Annotated in this window: 18 protein-coding genes; 9 read left to right on the forward strand and 9 right to left on the reverse strand. The window is 69.1% G+C overall.

Annotation, left to right across the window (positions count from 1 at the left end; genetic code table 11):
* Positions 1 to 74 precede the first annotated feature (74 nt).
* Positions 75 to 488: a CoA-binding protein gene (locus ACFV3E_RS35350; RefSeq protein ID WP_500538965.1), complete on the forward strand. Its 414-nt coding sequence runs from the start codon at positions 75 to 77 to the stop codon at positions 486 to 488.
* A gap of 1,476 nt (positions 489 to 1,964) precedes the next feature.
* Here the strand turns inward: ACFV3E_RS35350 and ACFV3E_RS35355 are convergent.
* The gene (locus ACFV3E_RS35355) at positions 1,965 to 2,324 is read right to left on the reverse strand and encodes a DUF6223 family protein (protein WP_500538857.1); all 360 of its coding nucleotides are present in this window, start codon (positions 2,322 to 2,324) and stop codon (positions 1,965 to 1,967) included.
* Positions 2,325 to 2,550: 226 nt separating this feature from the next.
* Between ACFV3E_RS35355 and ACFV3E_RS35360 the strand changes: the two genes are divergently transcribed.
* Positions 2,551 to 3,678, forward strand: coding sequence for a sensor histidine kinase (locus ACFV3E_RS35360; protein WP_500538859.1), 1,128 nt, complete (start codon positions 2,551 to 2,553; stop codon positions 3,676 to 3,678).
* A complete protein-coding gene (locus tag ACFV3E_RS35365; protein ID WP_500538861.1) occupies positions 3,675 to 4,337 on the forward strand; it encodes a response regulator in 663 nt (220 codons plus the stop codon). The genes ACFV3E_RS35360 and ACFV3E_RS35365 overlap by 4 nt, the downstream gene beginning before the upstream one ends.
* A 58-nt stretch (positions 4,338 to 4,395) precedes the next feature.
* Here the strand turns inward: ACFV3E_RS35365 and ACFV3E_RS35370 are convergent, their stop codons facing one another.
* The 3 genes from ACFV3E_RS35370 to ACFV3E_RS35380 form a co-directional block, all read right to left on the reverse strand.
* Positions 4,396 to 6,741 carry a bifunctional polysaccharide deacetylase/glycosyltransferase family 2 protein gene (locus ACFV3E_RS35370; protein WP_500538863.1) on the reverse strand — a complete coding sequence of 782 codons (2,346 nt, stop codon included), beginning with the start codon at positions 6,739 to 6,741 and terminating at the stop codon, positions 4,396 to 4,398.
* 913 nt (positions 6,742 to 7,654) lie between these two features.
* Positions 7,655 to 8,125 carry a hypothetical protein gene (locus tag ACFV3E_RS35375; RefSeq protein WP_500538865.1) on the reverse strand — a complete coding sequence of 157 codons (471 nt, stop codon included), beginning with the start codon at positions 8,123 to 8,125 and terminating at the stop codon, positions 7,655 to 7,657.
* Positions 8,126 to 8,190: 65 nt separating this feature from the next.
* Complete coding sequence (locus ACFV3E_RS35380; RefSeq protein ID WP_500538867.1) at positions 8,191 to 8,583, reverse strand: DNA/RNA non-specific endonuclease; 393 nt, start codon at positions 8,581 to 8,583, stop codon at positions 8,191 to 8,193.
* Positions 8,584 to 8,915: 332 nt separating this feature from the next.
* Here ACFV3E_RS35380 and ACFV3E_RS35385 point away from each other — a divergent pair, with 332 nt between their 5' ends.
* Complete coding sequence (locus ACFV3E_RS35385) at positions 8,916 to 9,242, forward strand: hypothetical protein (RefSeq protein WP_500538869.1); 327 nt, start codon at positions 8,916 to 8,918, stop codon at positions 9,240 to 9,242.
* A gap of 637 nt (positions 9,243 to 9,879) precedes the next feature.
* On the opposite strand, the gene ACFV3E_RS35390 is transcribed toward ACFV3E_RS35385, so the two are convergent.
* Entirely contained in the window at positions 9,880 to 10,374 is a 495-nt protein-coding gene (locus ACFV3E_RS35390; protein ID WP_500538871.1) for an allene oxide cyclase barrel-like domain-containing protein, read from the reverse strand.
* A gap of 466 nt (positions 10,375 to 10,840) precedes the next feature.
* The gene (locus ACFV3E_RS35395; protein WP_500538873.1) at positions 10,841 to 11,347 is read right to left on the reverse strand and encodes a hypothetical protein; all 507 of its coding nucleotides are present in this window, start codon (positions 11,345 to 11,347) and stop codon (positions 10,841 to 10,843) included.
* Positions 11,348 to 11,444: 97 nt separating this feature from the next.
* On the opposite strand from ACFV3E_RS35395, the gene ACFV3E_RS35400 reads away from it, so the two are divergent.
* On the forward strand, positions 11,445 to 12,419 hold the full coding sequence (locus ACFV3E_RS35400) for a GlxA family transcriptional regulator (protein ID WP_500538875.1): 975 nt from the start codon (positions 11,445 to 11,447) through the stop codon (positions 12,417 to 12,419).
* 264 nt (positions 12,420 to 12,683) lie between these two features.
* Here ACFV3E_RS35400 and ACFV3E_RS35405 read toward each other — a convergent pair whose 3' ends face one another.
* Positions 12,684 to 13,292: a TetR/AcrR family transcriptional regulator gene (locus tag ACFV3E_RS35405; RefSeq protein ID WP_500538877.1), complete on the reverse strand. Its 609-nt coding sequence runs from the start codon at positions 13,290 to 13,292 to the stop codon at positions 12,684 to 12,686.
* Between the two features lie 155 nt (positions 13,293 to 13,447).
* Here ACFV3E_RS35405 and ACFV3E_RS35410 point away from each other — a divergent pair, with 155 nt between their 5' ends.
* The 4 genes from ACFV3E_RS35410 (at position 13,448) to ACFV3E_RS35425 (ending at position 17,420) form a co-directional block, all read left to right on the forward strand.
* Positions 13,448 to 14,797, forward strand: coding sequence for an MFS transporter (locus ACFV3E_RS35410; RefSeq protein ID WP_500538879.1), 1,350 nt, complete (start codon positions 13,448 to 13,450; stop codon positions 14,795 to 14,797).
* A gap of 40 nt (positions 14,798 to 14,837) precedes the next feature.
* Positions 14,838 to 15,290, forward strand: a complete 453-nt coding sequence (locus tag ACFV3E_RS35415; RefSeq protein WP_500538881.1) for a GNAT family N-acetyltransferase — start codon at positions 14,838 to 14,840, stop codon at positions 15,288 to 15,290.
* Positions 15,291 to 15,839: 549 nt separating this feature from the next.
* Entirely contained in the window at positions 15,840 to 16,409 is a 570-nt protein-coding gene (locus ACFV3E_RS35420; RefSeq protein ID WP_500538883.1) for a GNAT family N-acetyltransferase, read from the forward strand.
* A gap of 21 nt (positions 16,410 to 16,430) precedes the next feature.
* Entirely contained in the window at positions 16,431 to 17,420 is a 990-nt protein-coding gene (locus ACFV3E_RS35425) for a transposase (protein ID WP_500538885.1), read from the forward strand.
* A 59-nt stretch (positions 17,421 to 17,479) separates the two neighbouring features.
* On the opposite strand, the gene ACFV3E_RS35430 is transcribed toward ACFV3E_RS35425, so the two are convergent.
* Positions 17,480 to 18,262, reverse strand: coding sequence for a hypothetical protein (locus ACFV3E_RS35430; protein WP_500538887.1), 783 nt, complete (start codon positions 18,260 to 18,262; stop codon positions 17,480 to 17,482).
* Between the two features lie 7 nt (positions 18,263 to 18,269).
* A complete protein-coding gene (locus ACFV3E_RS35435; RefSeq protein ID WP_500538889.1) occupies positions 18,270 to 18,662 on the reverse strand; it encodes a hypothetical protein in 393 nt (130 codons plus the stop codon).
* Between the last annotated feature and the right edge of the window lie 325 nt (positions 18,663 to 18,987).

Raw genomic sequence — 18,987 nt, forward strand, 5'->3', positions numbered from 1 at the left:
GATCTGGCCCTTCCCATGACCCTGTGCTTGGCGGTAAGCGATGCGGAGCGCGGACGGGGGTGCCGGGTATGACGGTGTACGGCGATGATGCGACGATCCGACAGATTCTTACTGCTGTCGGTGACACGTGGGCTGTGGTGGGTTTGTCTGACAATCCCGAACGGGCCGCTTATCGCGTGGCCGGGAAGCTGCAGCGCCTGGGTAAGAGGGTGGTGCCTGTGCACCCGAAGGCCGAGACGGTGCACGGCGAGCCGGGTTTTGCGTCGCTGACGGAGATCCCCTTTGCGGTGGATGTGGTGGACGTGTTCGTCAACTCCGCCCTCGCCGGGGATATCGCCGACCAGGCCGTGGCGATCGGTGCCAAGGCGGTGTGGTTCCAGCTGGACGTCATTGACGAGGCCGCCTACGTCAGGACCCGTGATGCGGGCCTGCTGATGGTGATGGACCGTTCCCCGGGACGGGAGATACCCCGGCTCGGGCTGGGCTGACGCTTCCCGGGAGCCCCATCAGCATTCCCGGACGCGTTTTCCGGCCCTGGTTCTGATGTGGCCGCACGTCCCGTGTGCTGCCGGCGTCCCATAACGATGGCGGGCGCGTGGCACATGGGCCAGGCCCCAGGCCTGGGCCGCCCGGTCTGGTGCGGGGCCGCGGGGCGGGTGCAGTGGGTGAGGGGAGCCAGGGCGCTCGTGCTCCCGTACCAGGTGCTGCCCGTCGGGGATCGCGCGAGTCGGGTTCCTCGTTGCCGCAGGGGATACGGGGCGAAAGGATCCGGCCAGTTGCGCTGTCAAGTCGTCGGAGATGTGCAGATGATGCGGCAGTTCGAGATGTGCCGGGCAACGTGTCGATACATTGGGGGTCTGCTGCTGGGGCCGGCCGGATGCGGGATCCGGTGAGGTTGAGGAGTTTTTGGTCATGGGGGAGTCCGGGTTCACGGAGCGCTGGTTGGAGACCGGCTCGGGGCCCGGTGCTGTGGTTCGGGCCCGTGTGACGCAGGTGAATCAGGCGGTTCAGGCGGCGTACCGGGCGTGGCTGGACCATGCCACCTCGTGCTCCACGTGCCGGGATGGTGCGGCTCGTCAGTGCACGGTGGTGCAGCCGTTGTGGGACGCCTATCAGGCGGCTCAGCTGGCGGCCCAGTGACCGGGTGCCGGGCAGAACCGGCACCGCCCTGTCCACGGCGGGGTCGCCCCACTTGTCCTGGCTACCGCGGGCACCGCGTGCCTGCGCCCAGCCAGCCGCACGCCCGGCCCCACAGCTTCATCTGCTTCGAGAGGCACCGCGTCGCATAACAAGTTGCCGCCGACAACAGGGCCTGCGGCAACTGCCGTTCTCACTCAGGCGATTGACAACTGGACGATTCGGGCGGGGCACTTCGTCGCCGAGTGGCTGTCACTGGAGGGGTGCCCCTCCGGCTCCGCTCGCTCAACCCACTGACCGCCATTAGAGTTGTCATGTGGGTGACCTGCCTCCTGATCTGGATGCCTTGCACGTGATCCGCCTCTACCTGCAGCTACAGATTGACGCGGTCGACGCCAAGATCCGCGAGACCGAAGAGTCAGGTGAGCCCTCCGCACCTACGTCAGCAGAACGCGAGGGCTCCTTTGCAGTCGGCTTTCGCCTCCAGCACGTACCCAGAGGCGGGACGCTCCGTGGTGTGGTCCACCGCGGTGACTGCCCGGACGCAGCCGGTGATTGGCTCACCCCGCGTGAGGTTGAGATTGCGTTCCGTATGCCCGACGTGACGCCCTGCCCACGCTGTCACGCGAGCTTGAACGACTCGTAGCCGGCGCGTCCAGTCCGGGTCGGTATCCGCGGGCGCCTCCCGTGGTCCCGCAGGGTGGACGCGCAGGCCTGCGTCGGCTTCGCCGTCGACGGCGTCCTCCCCGCGGTCCGGCCCGGCGGCATCAGGCGCGGGCTCGCGAAGCGCGGCTGACCGTGTCCGGCCGCGCTCGGATTCGCTGTGGTCAGCCGGTCGGTACGGTGCGGCGGGAGCGGGTCAGCGCCCGGAGGCCGAGGAGGATGGCGATCAGTCCCAATGGGATGGCCGCGATGGCTCCGACGAGGCCGTTGCCGGTGCCGGGACCGCCGCTGGAGGTGGCAAGGTGCAGCACCGCCAGGATCGTGCCGGCCAGCCCCGCCGCCATGGCCGACATGGCGCCGGTGCGCGCGTTGCCGGTGCTGATCCGTGCGGCGGCACGGGCGAGGGCCAGCCAGCCGATGGCCACGCCGGCCAGCCCCACCCCGAGGGCCAGGTTGGCCCCGGTCCGCCCATCGCCGATGACTCCGCCCTCGGCAGCCGCCATCAAGACGTCTGATGCGCTCATGTCTCTCTCCTTCTGCACGGCAATTTCAAGGTGTCGCTGTGCCTTGAGCATGTCTGCCGACCGCACCGCCGGTCGTCCAGCAGACGCAGGCACTTTGCGCTGCCGCCCATGCCGCAGACGCCTGCTGCGGATGCGGCAGAAACCGTGCGGATACTGCGGGCGCGGTAGCGTCCCGCTCGTCCACGAGCGGGATTTGCCCGCAGCGACATCCGGTTAAGGTGCGCGTATGACCAAAGGACGGTTCGGCGTCCCGGCCGGTGTCGGAGACTGGGCGATCGCCCTCGGTGTGGCGGCCCTGCTGCTGAGCACCGGGCTGCCCAAGGCGCACCCCGGCACAAACCCTGACGTGATCGGCTACGTGCTGCTGTCGGCCGGCGGCCTCGCGCTGGCCGCGCGTCGCCGCGCTCCGCTGACCGTCCTGGTCATCACCGGGCTGTGTGCGGTGGGGTATCAGGCGGCCGGCTTTGACGTGCTCTCCGTCCCGTACCTGGTCGCGGTGTACGGCGCGGTGCGGGCCGGGCACCGAGCCGTCACCGTGGCGGCGTCCGTGACCATGCTGGTCGCTCTTCAGCTCACTGCCCTGGTCTTCCACGATGGGCCTGCGGGCGAGGCGTTGGCACAGGCCCGCCACGTCCTCGAGGTTGCCTGGTTGATCGCCGCGTTCGCCGCGGGGGAGGCGCTGCGGCAGGCCGAGCGACGGGCGGACGAAGCCGAGCGCACCCGGGAGGAGACCGCGCGGCGCCGTGCGGATGAGGAGCGCCTGCACATCGCGCGGGAGCTGCATGACTCGCTCACCCACCAGATCTCGATCATCAAGGTGCAGGCCGAAGTCGCCGTTCACGTCGCCCGTAGACGAGGTGAACCGGTGTCCGAGGCCCTGCTGGCCATCCAGGAAGCCGGACGTGAGGCGACACGGGAACTGCGCGCCACCCTGGAGGCGCTGCGCGATGACGACACGACCCCGCCCCGCGGGCTCGACCACATCCCGGAGCTGGTGGAGCAGTCAAACAGGGCGGGCCTTGAGACGACGCTGACGATCGAGGGACAGCGGACCGACCTGCCGGCCGCGGTGGGCCGGACCGCCTACCGGATCGTTCAGGAGGCGCTGACCAACATCGCCCGGCACGCCTCCGCCGCGACCGCGTCGGTCCGCATCGACTATCGGGCCGACTCACTCGCCATCCAGGTCGATGACGACGGCAAGGCCACGCCGGGCACAGTGCCGAAGCACGGCCTGGGTCTGCTCGGCATGCGTGAGCGCGTCACCGCCCTCGGGGGCCAGCTCCTCGCACAGCCACGGAGCGATCGCGGCTTCACCGTCCGAGCCGAACTCCCCGTGGACCACACCTCATGATCCGTGTCCTGCTGGTCGACGACCAGCCGCTCATTCGCAGCGGATTCCGCGCACTCCTCGACCTCGAAGACGACATCGAGGTGGTGGCCGAGGCCGCCGACGGCGCGGAGGGCCTGGCGCTGACCCAACAGCACCTGCCCGACGTCGTGCTGATCGATATCCAGATGCCGGTCGTCGACGGCATCGAGGCCACCCGGCGCATCGCCGCGGACCCGGCCCTGGCTCAGGTGCACGTGGTCGTCCTCACCAACTACGGGATGGACGAGTACATCCTGGACGCGCTGCGTGCCGGCGCCGCCGGTTTCCTCGTGAAGGACATCGTGCCGGACGACTTTGTGCACGCTGTGCGTGTCGCCGCCCGCGGTGACGCGCTGCTCGCGCCGTCCATCACCCGCAAGCTGATCAACCGTTACGTCACCCAGCCGATCCCCGCCGTCGCCGGCACCGGCTTGGCCGAATTGACCGGCCGCGAACGCGAGGCCGTCGTCCTGGTCGCGCAGGGGCTGTCCAACGACCAGATCGCCGACCGAATGGTGATCAGCCCGCTGACGGCGAAGACCCACATCAACCGGGCCATGACCAAGCTCCACGCCCGCGACCGCGCCCAACTCGTGGTACTGGCCTACGAATCCGGCCTCATTGCTCCGCGCAACTCCTGACGTGGAGGAGAGCATCCGGGCGGCGGCCAAACGCTGACGGGCCGAACCACCAGAGGGGTCACCAGCCGGGTCGGGTGTCCCAGGACGGTTCGCCGTGCTCGTGGCTCAGGCCCGGTGTCCGCCCGTTGTGGAGGTACGGAACGTCGGCCGTACCTCCGGGGGAGCGGGCCTCGCGGATCCAGGAGTCGGCCAGGCCGGTGGCGGTGGCGGCGGAGACGGGCTGCGCCGGTCCAGGCTCCGGCGTCGGCGTCTGGACGGGTACCGAGAGACTGCCGTAGCGCTCCATGCGCTGCCAGCGCAGCCGCGATCCCGCGGTCGCGGTCACGACCGATTGGATGACCACGAGGTACATCAGTTGGCGGTAGACGAACTGCTGCAGGGGCAGGCTCCACAGCGGACGGGAGCTTTCGCCATCGAGGCGGAAGGCGTAGAAGCCCATCGCGGCCTGGAGGGCCAGGAACGCCAGCCACAGTCCGAGGATGCGGAACGGGTCGAGGAAGATCAGCCCGTAGATGGCGAAGATGTCGACGACCGGTGCCAGCAGCGGTAGCAGGACCTGGAAGAGCAGCAGATACACCAGGCCGCGCCGGCCCAGCTTGCCTGCCGCGCCGGACTGGACGAGGGCGCCCCGGTGCTTCCACATCGCCTGCAGCGTTCCGTAGCACCAGCGGTAACGCTGCCGCCACAGCGCCCCGAGGGATGCGGGCGCCTCGGTCCAGGCGATCGCGTTCTCCTCGTAGACCACCCGCCAGCCGTCCCGGCACAGTGCCATGGTCAGGTCGGTGTCCTCGGCGAGCGTGGCGTCACTGACGCCGCCGACCCGGAGCAGCGCTTCACGCCGGAACGCACCGACGGCCCCGGGGACGGTGGGCATGCACTCGGCGAGATCGAACAGCCGACGGTCGAGGTTGAAGCCGACGACGTACTCGATGTGCTGCCAGCGGCCCAGCAGGCCCCCGCGGTTGATGACCTTGGCGTTGCCGGAGACGGCGCCCACCCGCGGGTCGGCGAGGGGTTGCACCAGCATGCGGACCGCATCGGGCTCGAAGACCGTGTCGCCGTCGACCATGACGAGCAGGTCGTGCGAGGCGGCGGCGATCCCGGTGTTCAGGGCTGCGGGTTTACCGGCATTCGCCTGGCGGATGACGCGGACGTGGGGGAGACGCAGCGCTTCCACGAGGTCGGCCGTGCCGTCCGTGGAGCCGTCGTCCACCACGATCACCTCGACGGGGTGGTCGGAGGCGAGGAGCGAGCGGACCGCGGCCTCGATGCCTGCGCTCTCGTTGTAGGCGGGCACGATCACGCTGACGGGCGCGGTGACCGGGTGCCCCCACGCGGTCCCGCGCCGGCGGATGTGACGCCGGGCGGCGAGCAGCACCGCACCGGCGCGCAACAGCGCGAGCGCTCCGGCCGCGTACAGCAGCCAGCCGAGGATGCGCAGCGCCCACTCGCTGCCGTCGAGTGCCGCGATGAGTCCGAGGCCCAGCCAGTGGTCCTTGGCCGCGACCGGCTTGACGGCCGTCGGGACGTTCACGGCCGCACCGACGGTCGTCACGGTGAAACCGCGGGCGGCGAGCTTCGGCAGCAGCCGGTCGAGGGCGGCGACGGTCTGGGCTCGGTTCCCGCCGCCGTCGTGCATGAGCAGGATCTGGCCGGCGGTCCCGTGAGGCAGGGAGTTGGACACGATCCGGTCCGCCCCCGGTCGCTGCCAGTCCTGGCTGTCGAGCGTGCTCAGTACGGTCAGGTAGCCGTCCGCTCCGGCCTCCTGGATCGCCTCCCAATCCTGGTTGTCCAGGGCTTCGTTGGTGGAGGAGTACGGCGGGCGCAGCAGCGAGCTGGTGTTTCCGGTGGCTCCAGCCAGCATCAGCTGGGCCTCACGCAGCTCGAGCGAGCGCTGCCAGGGAGGGATGCCCGCGAGATCGGCGTGCGTGAAGGTGTGGACGCCGAGCTGGTGCCCCTCGGTGAGAATGCGTCGGACCACCTCCGGGTGCGCGGCGACCTGGGTGCCGACGACGAAGAAGGTGGCGTGGACGTGGTGACGTCGCAGCACGTCCAGGATCTTCGGCGTCCACGTCGGGTCAGGGCCGTCGTCGAAGGTGAGGGCGATGGTGTGCGGCCGGGGGCGGGCGGTGCGGGGCGCGGTTGCCGCGCTGTCGATCACCGGACCGCCATGGGTGACGGCGGCGGGCACGTGGTCGGAAGGGCCGCCGGCCGATGCGGAGTCGTCGCTGATGCCGAACATGTGCTGCGTGTAGCCCTGGATGAGCAGGGCAGCGCTGAGCGTCAGGACGAGCACCGTCAGCAGCAGCCAGTGGGTGCGCAGCGGCGTGTTGCGTGCGACTCCCCGACGGTCACCCCGTCTGCGGGAACGGGGGGTGGCGGTGCGGGTGTGGGCGTGCGGCATCGGGGACTCTCTTCGACGGATCAGCTGCCCGGGTCAGGGGCGGCCGCCACCAGTGCTGTGGGCCGGGGCGGGGTGAGTGGCGGTGCTCTTGCCGTGGGTCGCCTGGGCAGCCGGTGGCGTCGTCGCGGGGGAGGGCTTGGCGCTGGGCGCCGAGGCCGGAGGCGTAGTGACCGCCACCGCGGTCGCCGTGGCGGCGGGCGCCGGACGGGCATCGGCTCCGGTCGTGCTGGTCCCCGCACGGCTGGGTCGCGCGCTGCCCTGGCTGCTCACCGGGGTCGGTGAGCCCCGGCCGGGCCCGGAAACGCCGGGTTCCGAGACACCCGGGCGGTGGTCGGATTCGGGGAGCGGAAGATACGGCGCGGAGACCCTCGGACCCCCGAGGGCGGCGCTCAGCAGCAGGGCGACGTACGCGCCGGCGGGCACAGCCAGCAGCCAGCCGAGTCGGCGCACCCGTCGTTGCCGCCGACCGGAGGGGTCGACGAAGACAGGTCGCGTGGCGGCGGTCTCGCGGGGCACGCCGCGACGCGCCTGGGTTCGGGACGCCGCATCGGAACGGGGGCTGGTCTGCACGAACGCGGAGGATACAGCTCGGCCGACCGCGCAGCGACCGTCCTGTTATTTCCGGAAATTCATACCCGTAAGGAGAGGGTCTCGGCGTTGCCGAGTTGCCGGTCGTACAGCCTCCCCGGACCATCTCCCGTCTGCTGTAACGCCCGACGACTACTACGGGGCCACCTGGACGCTGGTGCACCTCATCGAGACGGGCCCTGGGCCGGCGCCGTGCCTCAGTCGCTCGTCCCACTTCCAAGCGCCGACTACTGGAACGAGACCCTGTGTCGGCGGTCAACGAGCCCGATCAGCTTCGACCCCGGGGGCGATCGCTGTTCACATGTGCCTGCGGATCAGCTGCCGATCAGTCGATGCGATCGCTCAGGCCCAGCACCTGCGGGTCGTCGCTGGGAAAGTCCCCGGGCATGCCCGGCACGTGGATGGTGCGCCCGTACACGCCGGCCAGAAACTCGACAACGCCGACCGGGAACTCCGACCAGTCGCCGTTGTCTCCGCGGACGACCACGGGCCACGCGTCCGGGTCCGCAGGGCTTGTCCGCCAGTAGAAGGAGTCCCCCGAATAGGACGCCGCCCAGGAGATCAGGCCTCCCGGCTGCGGGAAGGGAACGTAGCCCTCGGTGTCGCCCATCTCGTACAGATCCTGAAGGATCTCGTCCTCCCTGGACGCGGACGCCCATGACGCCTCGGCGCCGGGCCGGGGAGCGGAGACCATCAGGAAGTCGTCGACGACCAAGACCGGATACGCCTCCGCCAGAGAGCGGAAGTCCGAGGGCAGCGCCGTCCCGAGGGTCGCCTCGAGAGCGGTCCAGTCCACGTTGCGCCCACCAGGCACACGCCACCGTGTCATCGACGGAAGCGCGGCCTCCAGCTCTTCGACCCTCAGCATGTCCTCTGCCAATCCGTGCTGTGCTGGACCAAGACGCTGTGGAACGATACTCCGTCCTCGGTGTAGGCGGACATGGTGATGCTGTCCGGTATTCCCGCGGTGTGGCTGTAGTTGAGCTTGCCCGTGTACATGACCCGCTTTCCGGCCGCGAACTGCTGCTCCATCTTGATCTCGCAACGCCGCATGCCGCTCTTGTTCATGCGCGAGAACCCGGTGAACAGGTTCTCGTTCACCCAGTCGCCGCCCACCTTGTCGCCGACGATGTGCGTGCGGTGAAAAATGTTCCCCTTCCCCGACCTCGGGGTGTTCTGCGCGGGGTCTGGGAGATCCTCGACGCCGGTGCAGTGCGGATGACCGACCAGATGTGGGACATGCTGCAAAAGCACCCGGCCGCAGTCCTCTGCGGAGGCCTGCGCGGTGACCCGTCAGGGCCTGACATCGGGACCGCCATCGGGCAGCGACGCATGCGCACCGTCCTGAGCCAGGCACTGTTCGAGCAAGCGCCAGGCTGGACCGGCCAAAGAAGCCAGGCAAACGGCCTTGCATCAGCGCTCAGTCGGCGGTCGCTTTCCCCACTCGGCCACGATCAATAAACAATGGTAGGCATTTCTTCACTCTTATGGGGGTATCGAATGGCGGTTCCCTTCCGCCCCGCTCAGTCTGGTGGTCGTGCGTTCGATTCGTTGCGAATGCGCGAGCCACTCAAGGAGGTCGAACCATGACCCGCACCAAGCTCCTCGCTCTGGCCGCCGCCCCCGCGCTGGCTCTCAGCCTGGCGTCCCCTGCGCTGGCTGTGGAAGTGACCGCCTCGTCCCCCGACACCGTGAACAGTCCGGTGGGGTCGATTGCGGCCAACCAAAGCAAGGCCGTCACTGTCACCTGCCCTGCGGGCACCAATGCCATCAGCGGTGGCTGGAAGGTGTCCTCCGCCAGCATCGACGTGACGGACAACCGTGCGATGAGCGCCACGCAGTGGCAGATCACATTCCAGAACGAGTCGAAGACCTCAGGCACTGTGCAGGTCTTCGCCCGTTGCATGGCCTGATGGCGAGTACCAGCCTGGGCAGGTCGGCCCGTTCACCGCACCGTCAGCCGCGGTGAACGGGAAGGCCGAGCAGCCCACAGCGCCGTAACCGGCTGACCGCGAAGGACGACGAGGACGCTGCGGACGGCTCTACTGCTCTGGACGGCACAGGACCCAGGCCGGGAAGCCATCTTCCGGCCTGGGCCTTTCCTTCTGGAGCGTGTGACGAGAATCGTTGCGAGCGTGAGGGCAGCAAGGTTCCGCAGTCGGAGGTCGCGCGGGGATGGGAGGGATAGACGGATCGGTCAGGCGCCGTTCGACTGACCGAGCTGGGTGACCAGGTCCCCTGTCGTGCTTCCGGCCACGGCGATCGCCGCGGGAACCGCCGCTGCCCGCATCTGCTGCCAGACCCATCGCATCAGGTCCGTGTCCGGTGCCCGGCCTTCCTGTTGGGCGGCGACCAGCTCCCCTCGATCACTTCGGCTTCGTCGATGAGGAGTTGAGCCGAGGCCTCGCCGCCGTACTGCTTGGCGCGCAGGGCCTGGAGAGCGGTCCCGGTTTCCGGACGCGGAGCGTCAAGCAGCAGTGCGGCAGGGTTGGGCCGCCCCTGCGTGCCGGTTCCGCCGCACCCCGGGGCGTGGCGAGCGGTGCCCGGAGGTCACCTGGTGAGGTGGACGGTCAGCCTGGCATGTGAGGAGTCGATGTTGACGCCGTCCATATAGCCGCGGGCGTCGCGGTAGGCGCCGGTACCGCCGGTGATCGCGAGCGTGAACCTGGTCGGGAAGCTGACGATGAAAGGCGCGAAGCCTTGCAGGGTGATGTCGCCCTGGGTCAGCCGGAGGGTGGATTCGCACTGCCGCAGACTCCTCTGGAGGCTGACGACGGTGCAGACGAAGCCGCCGGTGCCCACCTTGCGACCGTTCTGGAAGAAGTCCGAAAAGCCGATGGCCTCGTCGCCGAGGCTCATGCCCCGGCCACCCAGGTCGGTGGTGGCGAATTCCCTCACGGAGTCGTCCAATGTGATGACCTTCTCGCCGTCACCATGCGGGCCGGGGTCGCGGTCCGGGGAGGTGGCCTGTGCGAGCGGTCCGTAGGCGAGGACCGCGGCGAGCGCCGTGGCCGCGATCGGCGCCATTGCCTTGAAACGACGCATCCTGCGTCTCCTTCGAGCTCGATGGAGTGACAAGCGGCAATTAATCCCACTTATCGCTTCATTCATGGCTCAATCGGAAGCCGGGTGCATCAGGCGCGCATGGGCCGAGCAGAAAGACGACCCGATCGGACGCGGGGCCGATCCGCGTCGGATCCCGACATCCCGTCCGTAGGACGGTATGTCGTCCGGTCTCGCTCCCGACCAAGGAGCATGCGCCGATAGCCCGTGTGCAGCGGCCCGAAGAGGCCCGTGCAGACGGCCTACTTCGTCCAGCGTTCAACGAAGTGGGGAGTTTGAACGAGCGCCCCGCGCGAAACCTACCGGGGCCGCCCTGGGGCAGGCGCTCTGGCGGCGGTGGGCGAATGCGTCCCGGGTGACGGTGCCCGGCCCGAGGCGGGCGTGGACCCGGTCGACGACCGGGTCCAGGCGCCGGCTGTTCTCCCGGCCGGGGTCCAGGACCGTACGGCTACTGAATGAAGATCATCGCGGCGGCGCCGAGCAGGTCGACGACGAAGCACCACTCCGCCCACGCCCGGGGGACAACCGCCTTGGTGCGGTGGTGGAGCAGATCCCAGGCGGCGTGCCCGAGCCAACCGGTCGCCAGGACGTACCAGCCGAGGCCGTGATCCATTGCCAGCGCCACCATGGCCAGGGCACCGAAGCCGAGCAGCCCTGCCATCTGGAGCACGAGCGCGCCTGCCTTGCGAAGTTCCCCGCGCAGCGCCCCGAAGATCGGGTAGCAGACCGACATGACGACGAGGAGCCACGCCAGGAACTCCAGAGCCGGGAGGCCGTCGGCGAATGTGGCGACCGCCAACACGAGGGCGAGCCATGTGGGCCATCGGTGCCTGAGCATGGCCACGACGCCGGCGGTGGCGGTCTTCGAACCGTCCCGTCCGCAGGTGGAAGGTGCTTCGTCGTCCTGAGCGGAGCCGATCATCAAGGGATCACCCGAAGTGGTGGTGTCTGTCATGGCTCCACTGTTGGTCAGGCCGGTCCCACGAGAAGGCGGCGGCCCATGAGATGTCCGGAATCCTGGGGTGCCTGTCGCTTCGCTGTAGGGTCGCCGCGTGGACGAACGTCTGATCGTGATCGTCGGGTACGACTCGGCCGAGTTGCTGGACATCGCCTGCGTCACCACGAGCCTGGGGATGGCGAATCGGCTCGGAACTCCCGCCCGCCCCTATCGCGTCCGTGTGGCAGGTCCGGGCGGCAAACCGATCACCTGTGGCTCGGGCCTGACATTGCAAAGTCAGCAATCCCTTGAACGACTCACCGGTCCGCTCGACACCTTGATCGTGTCGGGCGGCCTGGGACATGAGCGGGCCGCCGCCGACCCGCGGCTCGTCGGCCACGTCCGCCGCCTGGCCAGAGAAAGCCGCCGGGTGGCATCGGTGTGTACCGGGGCCGGCATCCTGGCCGCCACCGGACTGCTGGACGGGCGCCGCGCCACCACGCACTGGCGGTTCGCATCCCAGCTTGCCGCACAACACCCGCAGATCACCGTGGATTCCGACCCCATTTACATCCGCGACGGGAACGTCTATACGGCGGCCGGCATCACCAGCGCCCTGGATCTCACACTTGCCTTCATCGAGGAGGATCACGGTGCCGAGCTCGCTCGCCAAGTGGCGCGGGATCTGGTCACCTACCTGCAGCGGCCGGGAAACCAGGCACAGATGAGCCTGTTCACCGCCTCTCCGCCGCCCAGGGACGACGTGGTCCGACAGCTCGTCGAGCACATAACGAGCCATCTGGACCACGACCTGAACGCGACGGCCTTGGCGGCTCGCGCAGGTGTGACCACGCGCCACCTCACCCGGTTGTTCGTGGAACACCTCGAGCAGCCGCCGGCCCGGTTCGTACGCCAGGCCCGCACCGAGGCGGCCGCTCACCTGCTCTCGTCCACCGTGCTTCCGCTGGCGGGCGTGGCCGCTCGGTGCGGGTTCGGTTCCACCGAGACGCTGCGCCAGGCCTTCACCAGCCGATACGGAATCTCGCCATCGCGCTACCGGGCGACACAGACCCGGCTCTCCGCAAAGTAATCCGAAGTCACCTCACCGTTCACAGCCCCTCTCCGCCGACGACCCGCCCGCCGGGTGGATCCGGAACTGGATCGACCAGTTCGGCGGCACCGTCACCTCGGGCCCGACGACCGACGAGGCGTGTTCTGCGGGTGCTGGTTGGGGACAACTGGGTGAGCAGCGGTGCGGGACGGCAGCCGTCCGGGGACGCCATCCAGATGCCTACACGCTATCTGGGGCTGATTCTGGAACTGCCGGTGAGCTTTTCGCGGAGGGCCGCCGGTGTCAGGCTCCGCCGCGGGGCTCGGGTACCGGGGTGCCCGGCGGTGTGAAGGCGGCGAGCACGGTGGCCGTGATGTGGCCGGCCGCGCGGTCGGGGTTCAGACGGCCGGCGCGGATCTCTTCCGTCGCGCTGTGCATGACCGCCTGCAGGACATTGACCAGCCATGCGATGGGCAGGTCCGTACGGAAGGCGCCCTCGGCCCGTCCGCGGGCAACCAGCGCCTCGACCCGGGCGGCGGGCCCGGCGTGCAACTCCCGGATACGTCCCGCGGGAAGCTCCCGTTGGGCGGCGACGAGCAGCGCCTGCGCCTGATCCACCAGGTGCCAGCCGGCATCGATGTAGCGCTCCAGGGCGAGCAGCGGATCACCGGTCAGGTCGACGGCGTCCAGCACCTCGTTGCCCCGGTCGAGGGCGCGGCTCATCGCCGCATCGACGACCTCCGCCCGGGAGGTGAAGTGCGCGTACAGCGTCACCCGGCCCACACCCGCGGCCCGCGCGATCTCGCTCAGGCTCGCGTCCGGGTTTCGCCCGAGGCATTCGGCCGCGGCCTGCACGATCGCCTCGATGCTGCGCAGAGCGTCGGCGCGCTTGGTGGTGCTCTTGCTGCTCATGTGCCCACGGTACCTCAGAACTCGAACAACCCTGTTTGGTTTGGGTCTCCCACGTGTATAACCTGAACATCGCTGTACGGTTTGGTGATGAGGGGTTGAGCGTCATGAGAGACACGGAAACAACCACCCACAGCGCATCGCAGACACCGCATCCGATGCGCTGGCCAGTCCTGGGGCTGCTGGGACTCGCCCAGTTGATGCTGATCCTCGACATCACCGTCGTTGCGATCGCACTTCCTCACATGGGCGCCGAACTCGGCCTGGACCGCGCGGCACTGACCTGGGTGGTCAGCGGATACGCCCTCACCTTCGGCAGCCTGATGCTGCTCGGCGGCCGGGCCGCCGACCTGTTCGGCCCCAAGCGGGTCGTCCTGGCCGGCCTTGCCGTCTTCACCGCCGCATCCCTGGCCGCCGGACTGGCCACCGGCGCCCCGCTGCTGCTCACCGCCCGGATCGTCCAGGGGGCGGGCGCCGCGATGCTCTCGCCTGCCGCTCTGTCCGTGGTGGTGCGGCTGTTCGACAGCGACGAACGAAACCGCGCGCTGGGCATCTGGTCGGCACTCGGTGGCGGGGGAGCCGCCCTCGGCGTGCTGATGGGCGGACTGATCACCGCAGGCCCTGGCTGGGCCTGGGTCTTCTTCGTCAACGTCCCCGTCGGCGTGATCGTCTTCGTCCTGCTCGCCCGGATCCTGCCCCACCTGCCGCGCGCGGCCACCGGCTCGCTCGACATACCCGGCGCCGCCCTGGTGGCCGCCGCGACCGGTGCCCTCATCTACGCCCTCATTCGTGCCGGCGACCACGGCTGGGTCAACGCCGCCACCATCGCCCTGGTTGCCGCAGCAGCCGCCGCCTACGCCGCCTTCGCCACCTGGCAACGCCGGGCGGCCGCACCGCTGATGGACCTGCGCCTGCTCGGCCGGCGCCCGGTCGTGGCGGGCACCTTCGTGATCGCCGTCGCCACCGCGCTGATGGTGGGGGTCTTCTTCCTCGGCTCCTTCTACCTCCAGGACCGACAAGGCCACAGTGCCCTGATGACCGGCGTGCTGTTCCTGCCGGTGGCGCTGCTGACCATGGCCGCCGCCACCGTCGCCGGCACCCTGATCGGCCGGATGGGAGCACGACTGCTGGCTGTGGCCGCCCTGGCCGTGGCAGCGGCCGGGTTCCTCGTACCGGTGCTCTGGTCCGGAACCACCGCGATGGTCACCGGCGTGAGCGTTGCTGCGGCGGGACTGGGCGCCCTCTTCGTCGTCGCCTCCACCACCGCACTCGCCAGCGTCGCACCCCACGAGGCCGGGGTCACGTCAGGCATCGTCAGCACCTTCCACGAGTTCGGCGCCTCAATCGGAGCCGCGGCCGCGTCCACCGCCGCCGCCACGAGCATCGCCGTCCACACGGGCGTCGCCCAAGCCGCCTCAGGATTCGACAACGCGTTCCTCGCCGCCACGGGCATGGCCGCAGCCTCCGCCGTCATCGCCCCGTGGCTGATCCCGGCCAAGAACGAGTAGGCCAAAGCCGACACCCGCCCGCACCAGAAAAGAGACCGGCGTGTACGACCCTTACGAGTTGAGCCCCGGTGTGCCCTCCGACGAGGTCTTCCGCCGACTGCGCACCGAGGCCGGGCTCTCGGACAAAGCCCCCGAGGCGGTTGCGCTTGCCCTGCCCAACACCTGGTACGGAGTGCTCGTCCACCACGAGGGGCAGCCGATCGGCATGGGGCGCATCATCGGTGACGGCGGTACCGCGTTCCAGATCGTCGACATATGCGTTCACCCCGGACACCAAGGACGCGGCCTCGGCAGGCGCATCATGGCTGCTCTCACCGACGAACTGGAGCGCCGGGCCCCCGCCACCGCCTACGTCTCGCTGATCGCGGACGGCCCCGCCCGCCACCTCTACGAAAAGTTCGGCTTCGCCGACACCGCCACGCACGACTCCATCGGCATGTACCGGGTGATAGGTCATGCTGCTGCGCCCAGAGGAGCACAGCCGAAGCCGTAGCGTGCCAATGCAAGGCACGTCGCCGAGAGCCTCCACTTCCGTCGCGAACCCCGCGGTCACCATCGGCCAGGCGTTCTCCGACCTTCGCGGGCATCGCTCCCGGCTCGGTGCTTCACTGCCATGCGGATCGTCGTCGTCGGCCTGGCCGTGCTCGCGCTGATCTTCGCCCGACCTGAGAAATCTCGCCGGTGAACGCGGTGGTCAGCGGTGCGGATGCGTTGTGGGGCCCGAATATCCCGGGCCCCACAGCGCTTCGTACGACCGATCAGCAAAGCCGATACGCGCTACGTCGTGGGCGCGCAGAGCACCTACGCCGTGTGCTCACCGTCACCGATGCCACCGGTGCCAAAGGAGCCTTGGCCGTCTGACCGGTGCGGGACGGGCTACTGCGTGGAGCCCTGCGACATTACGACTTGGGGAGCGATAGAGGCGGGTCCCTGGCCGTGACGTGCAGGCGGCAGTGCCATGCTGTTGCTCCTCCAGCCCCGGTGACAGACGCAGCCCGAAAACGCCTTGGACCGTCAGACCCGTCTCGGCCATGATCCTCACGTGACCACCTACCTCGAGTCCGAGCGCCTGACCCTGCGCCCCTTCGCCGCCGCCGACGCGGACCTGCTGATCGAGCTGGACAGCGACCCGGCGGTGATGCGCTACCTGACCGGCGGCGCTCCGACCCCGCCGGAGGAGGTCCGTGACCTCGTCATCCCCAGCATCCTCGCCGGCTACGAGCGCTGGGATCACGACCTCGGCCTGTTCGCGGCGTACGAGAAGGACGGCGGCGCGTTCGTCGGCTGGTTCTGCCTGCGTCCGCTGCGCAGCGGCCCGCGTGAGGAGGCCGAACTCGGCTACCGCCTGCGCCAGGCGGCCTGGGGCCGGGGCTACGCCACCGAGGTCTCGCAGGCGCTGCTGGCGAAGGGGTTCGCCGAGCTCGGCATCCGCATGGTCTGGGCCGAGACGATGACCGTGAACCGCCCTTCGCGCAACGTCATGAAGAAGCTCGGGATGACGCTCGCGGAGAGCATCCCCACGCCGGACGACATGATGGCGGTCGAGGGTTCCGAGCACGGGGGTGTGCGGTACGAGATCACGAAGGAGCAGTGGGAGCGGCGGCAGGCCTAGGCGGCGCGAGGCGCGGCGCCCGTGGATGTGAAGTCATCAGCCCGCACGGCCTTGTCTCATCCTGCCCTATCGGGCATATCCCGACAGCATCTTGCCGAACTCGTCGCTGAGCTCGCCCCGGCATGGGAGGCGCAGCAGGAGTCTGCGCTGCGGGAGCGGCGCGGCGGCGATCGCCGCCGCGAGGCCGGTGCTGGCCCGAAGCATCGTCTGGTGTTCGTCGACCGGGTGCTGGCCACGCTGGCGCACCTGCGACACGATCTTCGGCACTCGGCCCTGGCTGTGCTGTTAGGAGTGGACCGCTCCACGGTGTCCGCCGCGATCCGGCAGGTCCGGCCGCTGCTGGCGGCGCGCGGGTTCGCCGTGCCTGACCAGCCCGGCATCCGGCTGCGCACCATCGAGGACGTGTTCGCCTACGCCGAGGCCGAGGACGTCGAGCTGCGCATCGACGGCACCGACGTGCAGGTGAGACGCCCGAAGGCCGGGCGTCCGGGCCGCAAGGCGTTCGTGTCCGGCAAGCGCAAGCAGAACACCATCAAGACCACCACGTTCAGCGACGGCCAGGGCCGCACCCTGTTCTGTGGGGTCGCGCGGCCAGGACGGATGCACGACCAGACCGCGGTGCGCACCGAGGGCATCGCCGAGCAGCTGCGCTGCCGCCCCGGCGTCAAGGTGCATGTCGACGAGGGCTATCGAGGCCTGGCCAACCAGTTCCCACAACAGGTCGCCGCCCCACCCCGCAAGCCGAAGAGGGACGCGACCCTCGGCGAACAGCACGCCTGGCGGCACGAACGCCGAGCACAGTCCGCCGACCGGATCTGCGTGGAGCACGCCAACGCCGAGTACAAGCAGTGGCGGCCCCAGCAGCGCTATACCGGCCGCCGCGAAGATTTCGCCGAGACCCAAGCCGCCATAGTCGGCCTGGTCTCCGACCGGTCAGCGCGCCGGGCCACCCGCCGCAAGACGAGCAAAGAACTCGTCCTCGCCGCCGACGCCCGCCCGACGTCCTGCTGATCAATCCCAGGCGGATTGCTCAGCCGAGCCTGCCCAGATTCTTATCGCTCCCCAAGCCGTTAGCTGTCAGCGGGATCCCAGACTACGGCTCCGCTTTGAGTTCCCTTGTATGGGGAGTCCCAGAGGCCAGGTTGTGTGTGAGTGCCGGCCTCGGCGGTCACGGCAGCTGCCCATTGCCCGGGTCCTGGAGGGGTGATGCCGCGGAGGGAGCATGCTTGCGTTTGGCCAACGCTTTTGAAATTGATCGGGCAGGCTCGCATCTGTTTGCGGATGGGTGTGCCGGTACCGTCGATGAGCCAGATGAACAGGGTGAACTGGCCTGTCTTCTGGGCGGTGAAGTTGTCGTAGATGTAGATCTTGTTGTTGCTCTCGATTCTGATGCAGGGGTTGGCGGTGGCGATGCCTCCGATGCTCGTCGGAGTGTGGCTTCGGCATTGCGTGGTGGAGCCGTCTGTTGTCGCAGTGGGAGCAGCGCCGCCTGCGCCACCGGAGGGACGGGCCTGAGCCGGCTCCGAGGATTGGTGTGCCGCGGGTGCAGACGCTGCCGGGGTGCTGGGGGAGGGGGGCAGCGAGCTGGGCGGGGGCGATGCGCTGGTGGATGCGGTCGGCGACTTCGGCGCGTCCGCCGCAGCCGGTGAGGAACCACCCGCCGGTCCCGAACCGGCGATGGTGAAGCCAAGGAAGGTCAGTCCGACGACGCCGGCGAGAGCGATGAGGGTAATCCCCGTCGAACGTGCACCGAAGTGCATGTTCTTGGCCTGGTATGCGTTGCCGCTGATCTGTGAACCATCGCTGATGGCGTTGCTGGTGCGGTCGGGCGAGGAGGAGGAGTCGACGCTCACTTACCTGCTACTCCCCCCGGCCACGGAGGCCACGAAAACTGAAGCGGCCTTTGAGGTCCCGGCCCTGGATGACGTGGCCATGGACGGTGCCGGAAATCGTGTTCTGCGTGCTGTGCCGCAGCGTTGAAGCGGGCACAGCGCCCTGATCTGCTTCGGTGTCCCTGAGCCAGTCGCGCAGATCCTCGGCGAAGTCCGGGTCTCGCTCGATGTGCAGCGACAGCGCCGCGATCAGGGGTTCTGGGTCCGTTGTAGCCGTGTCGAGCGCGGACAGTGCTTCGCCGTCGCGGCGGAACCTTTGCCGGATCATGTCGAGCAGGGCGTCCAGGGCGCGGGAACTCGCAGCTCCGAGGGCGCCCTCGGCGACTTTGGCCGCCACCGTTTGGGCAAGTGTTAAGTCCATGCGTTCCTCCGTGATGACGTCAACGGGGCGTGCGCGGCCCGGCTAGCGCTACGCCCTGAGCCGACGTGGGGTCAGATCATGGCAGAGGCTGGTTCGTCACGCGAAACGGAACGCTTCGATACTGGTTCTGTCGCTCACTTGCTGGTTGCATCCATAGTCGGCCCGTCCTGTTTGTGTTGGTGTGCGTTTGACGTTGTCCGCGCCTTGTCCTGGGCCGGCATGACGCCGTGGGGCGCCGCCAGCGCCCCCCCGCCGCACGTGTGTTTGTTTGGGTTTGGGGTTATGAAGAAGTGGGGGAAGGCCGCCCCCCTGTCACGCTAGGAGT

Origin of the sequence: Streptomyces sp. NPDC059718 (assembly GCF_042733315.1) — a bacterium.
Classification (GTDB): domain Bacteria; phylum Actinomycetota; class Actinomycetes; order Streptomycetales; family Streptomycetaceae; genus Actinacidiphila.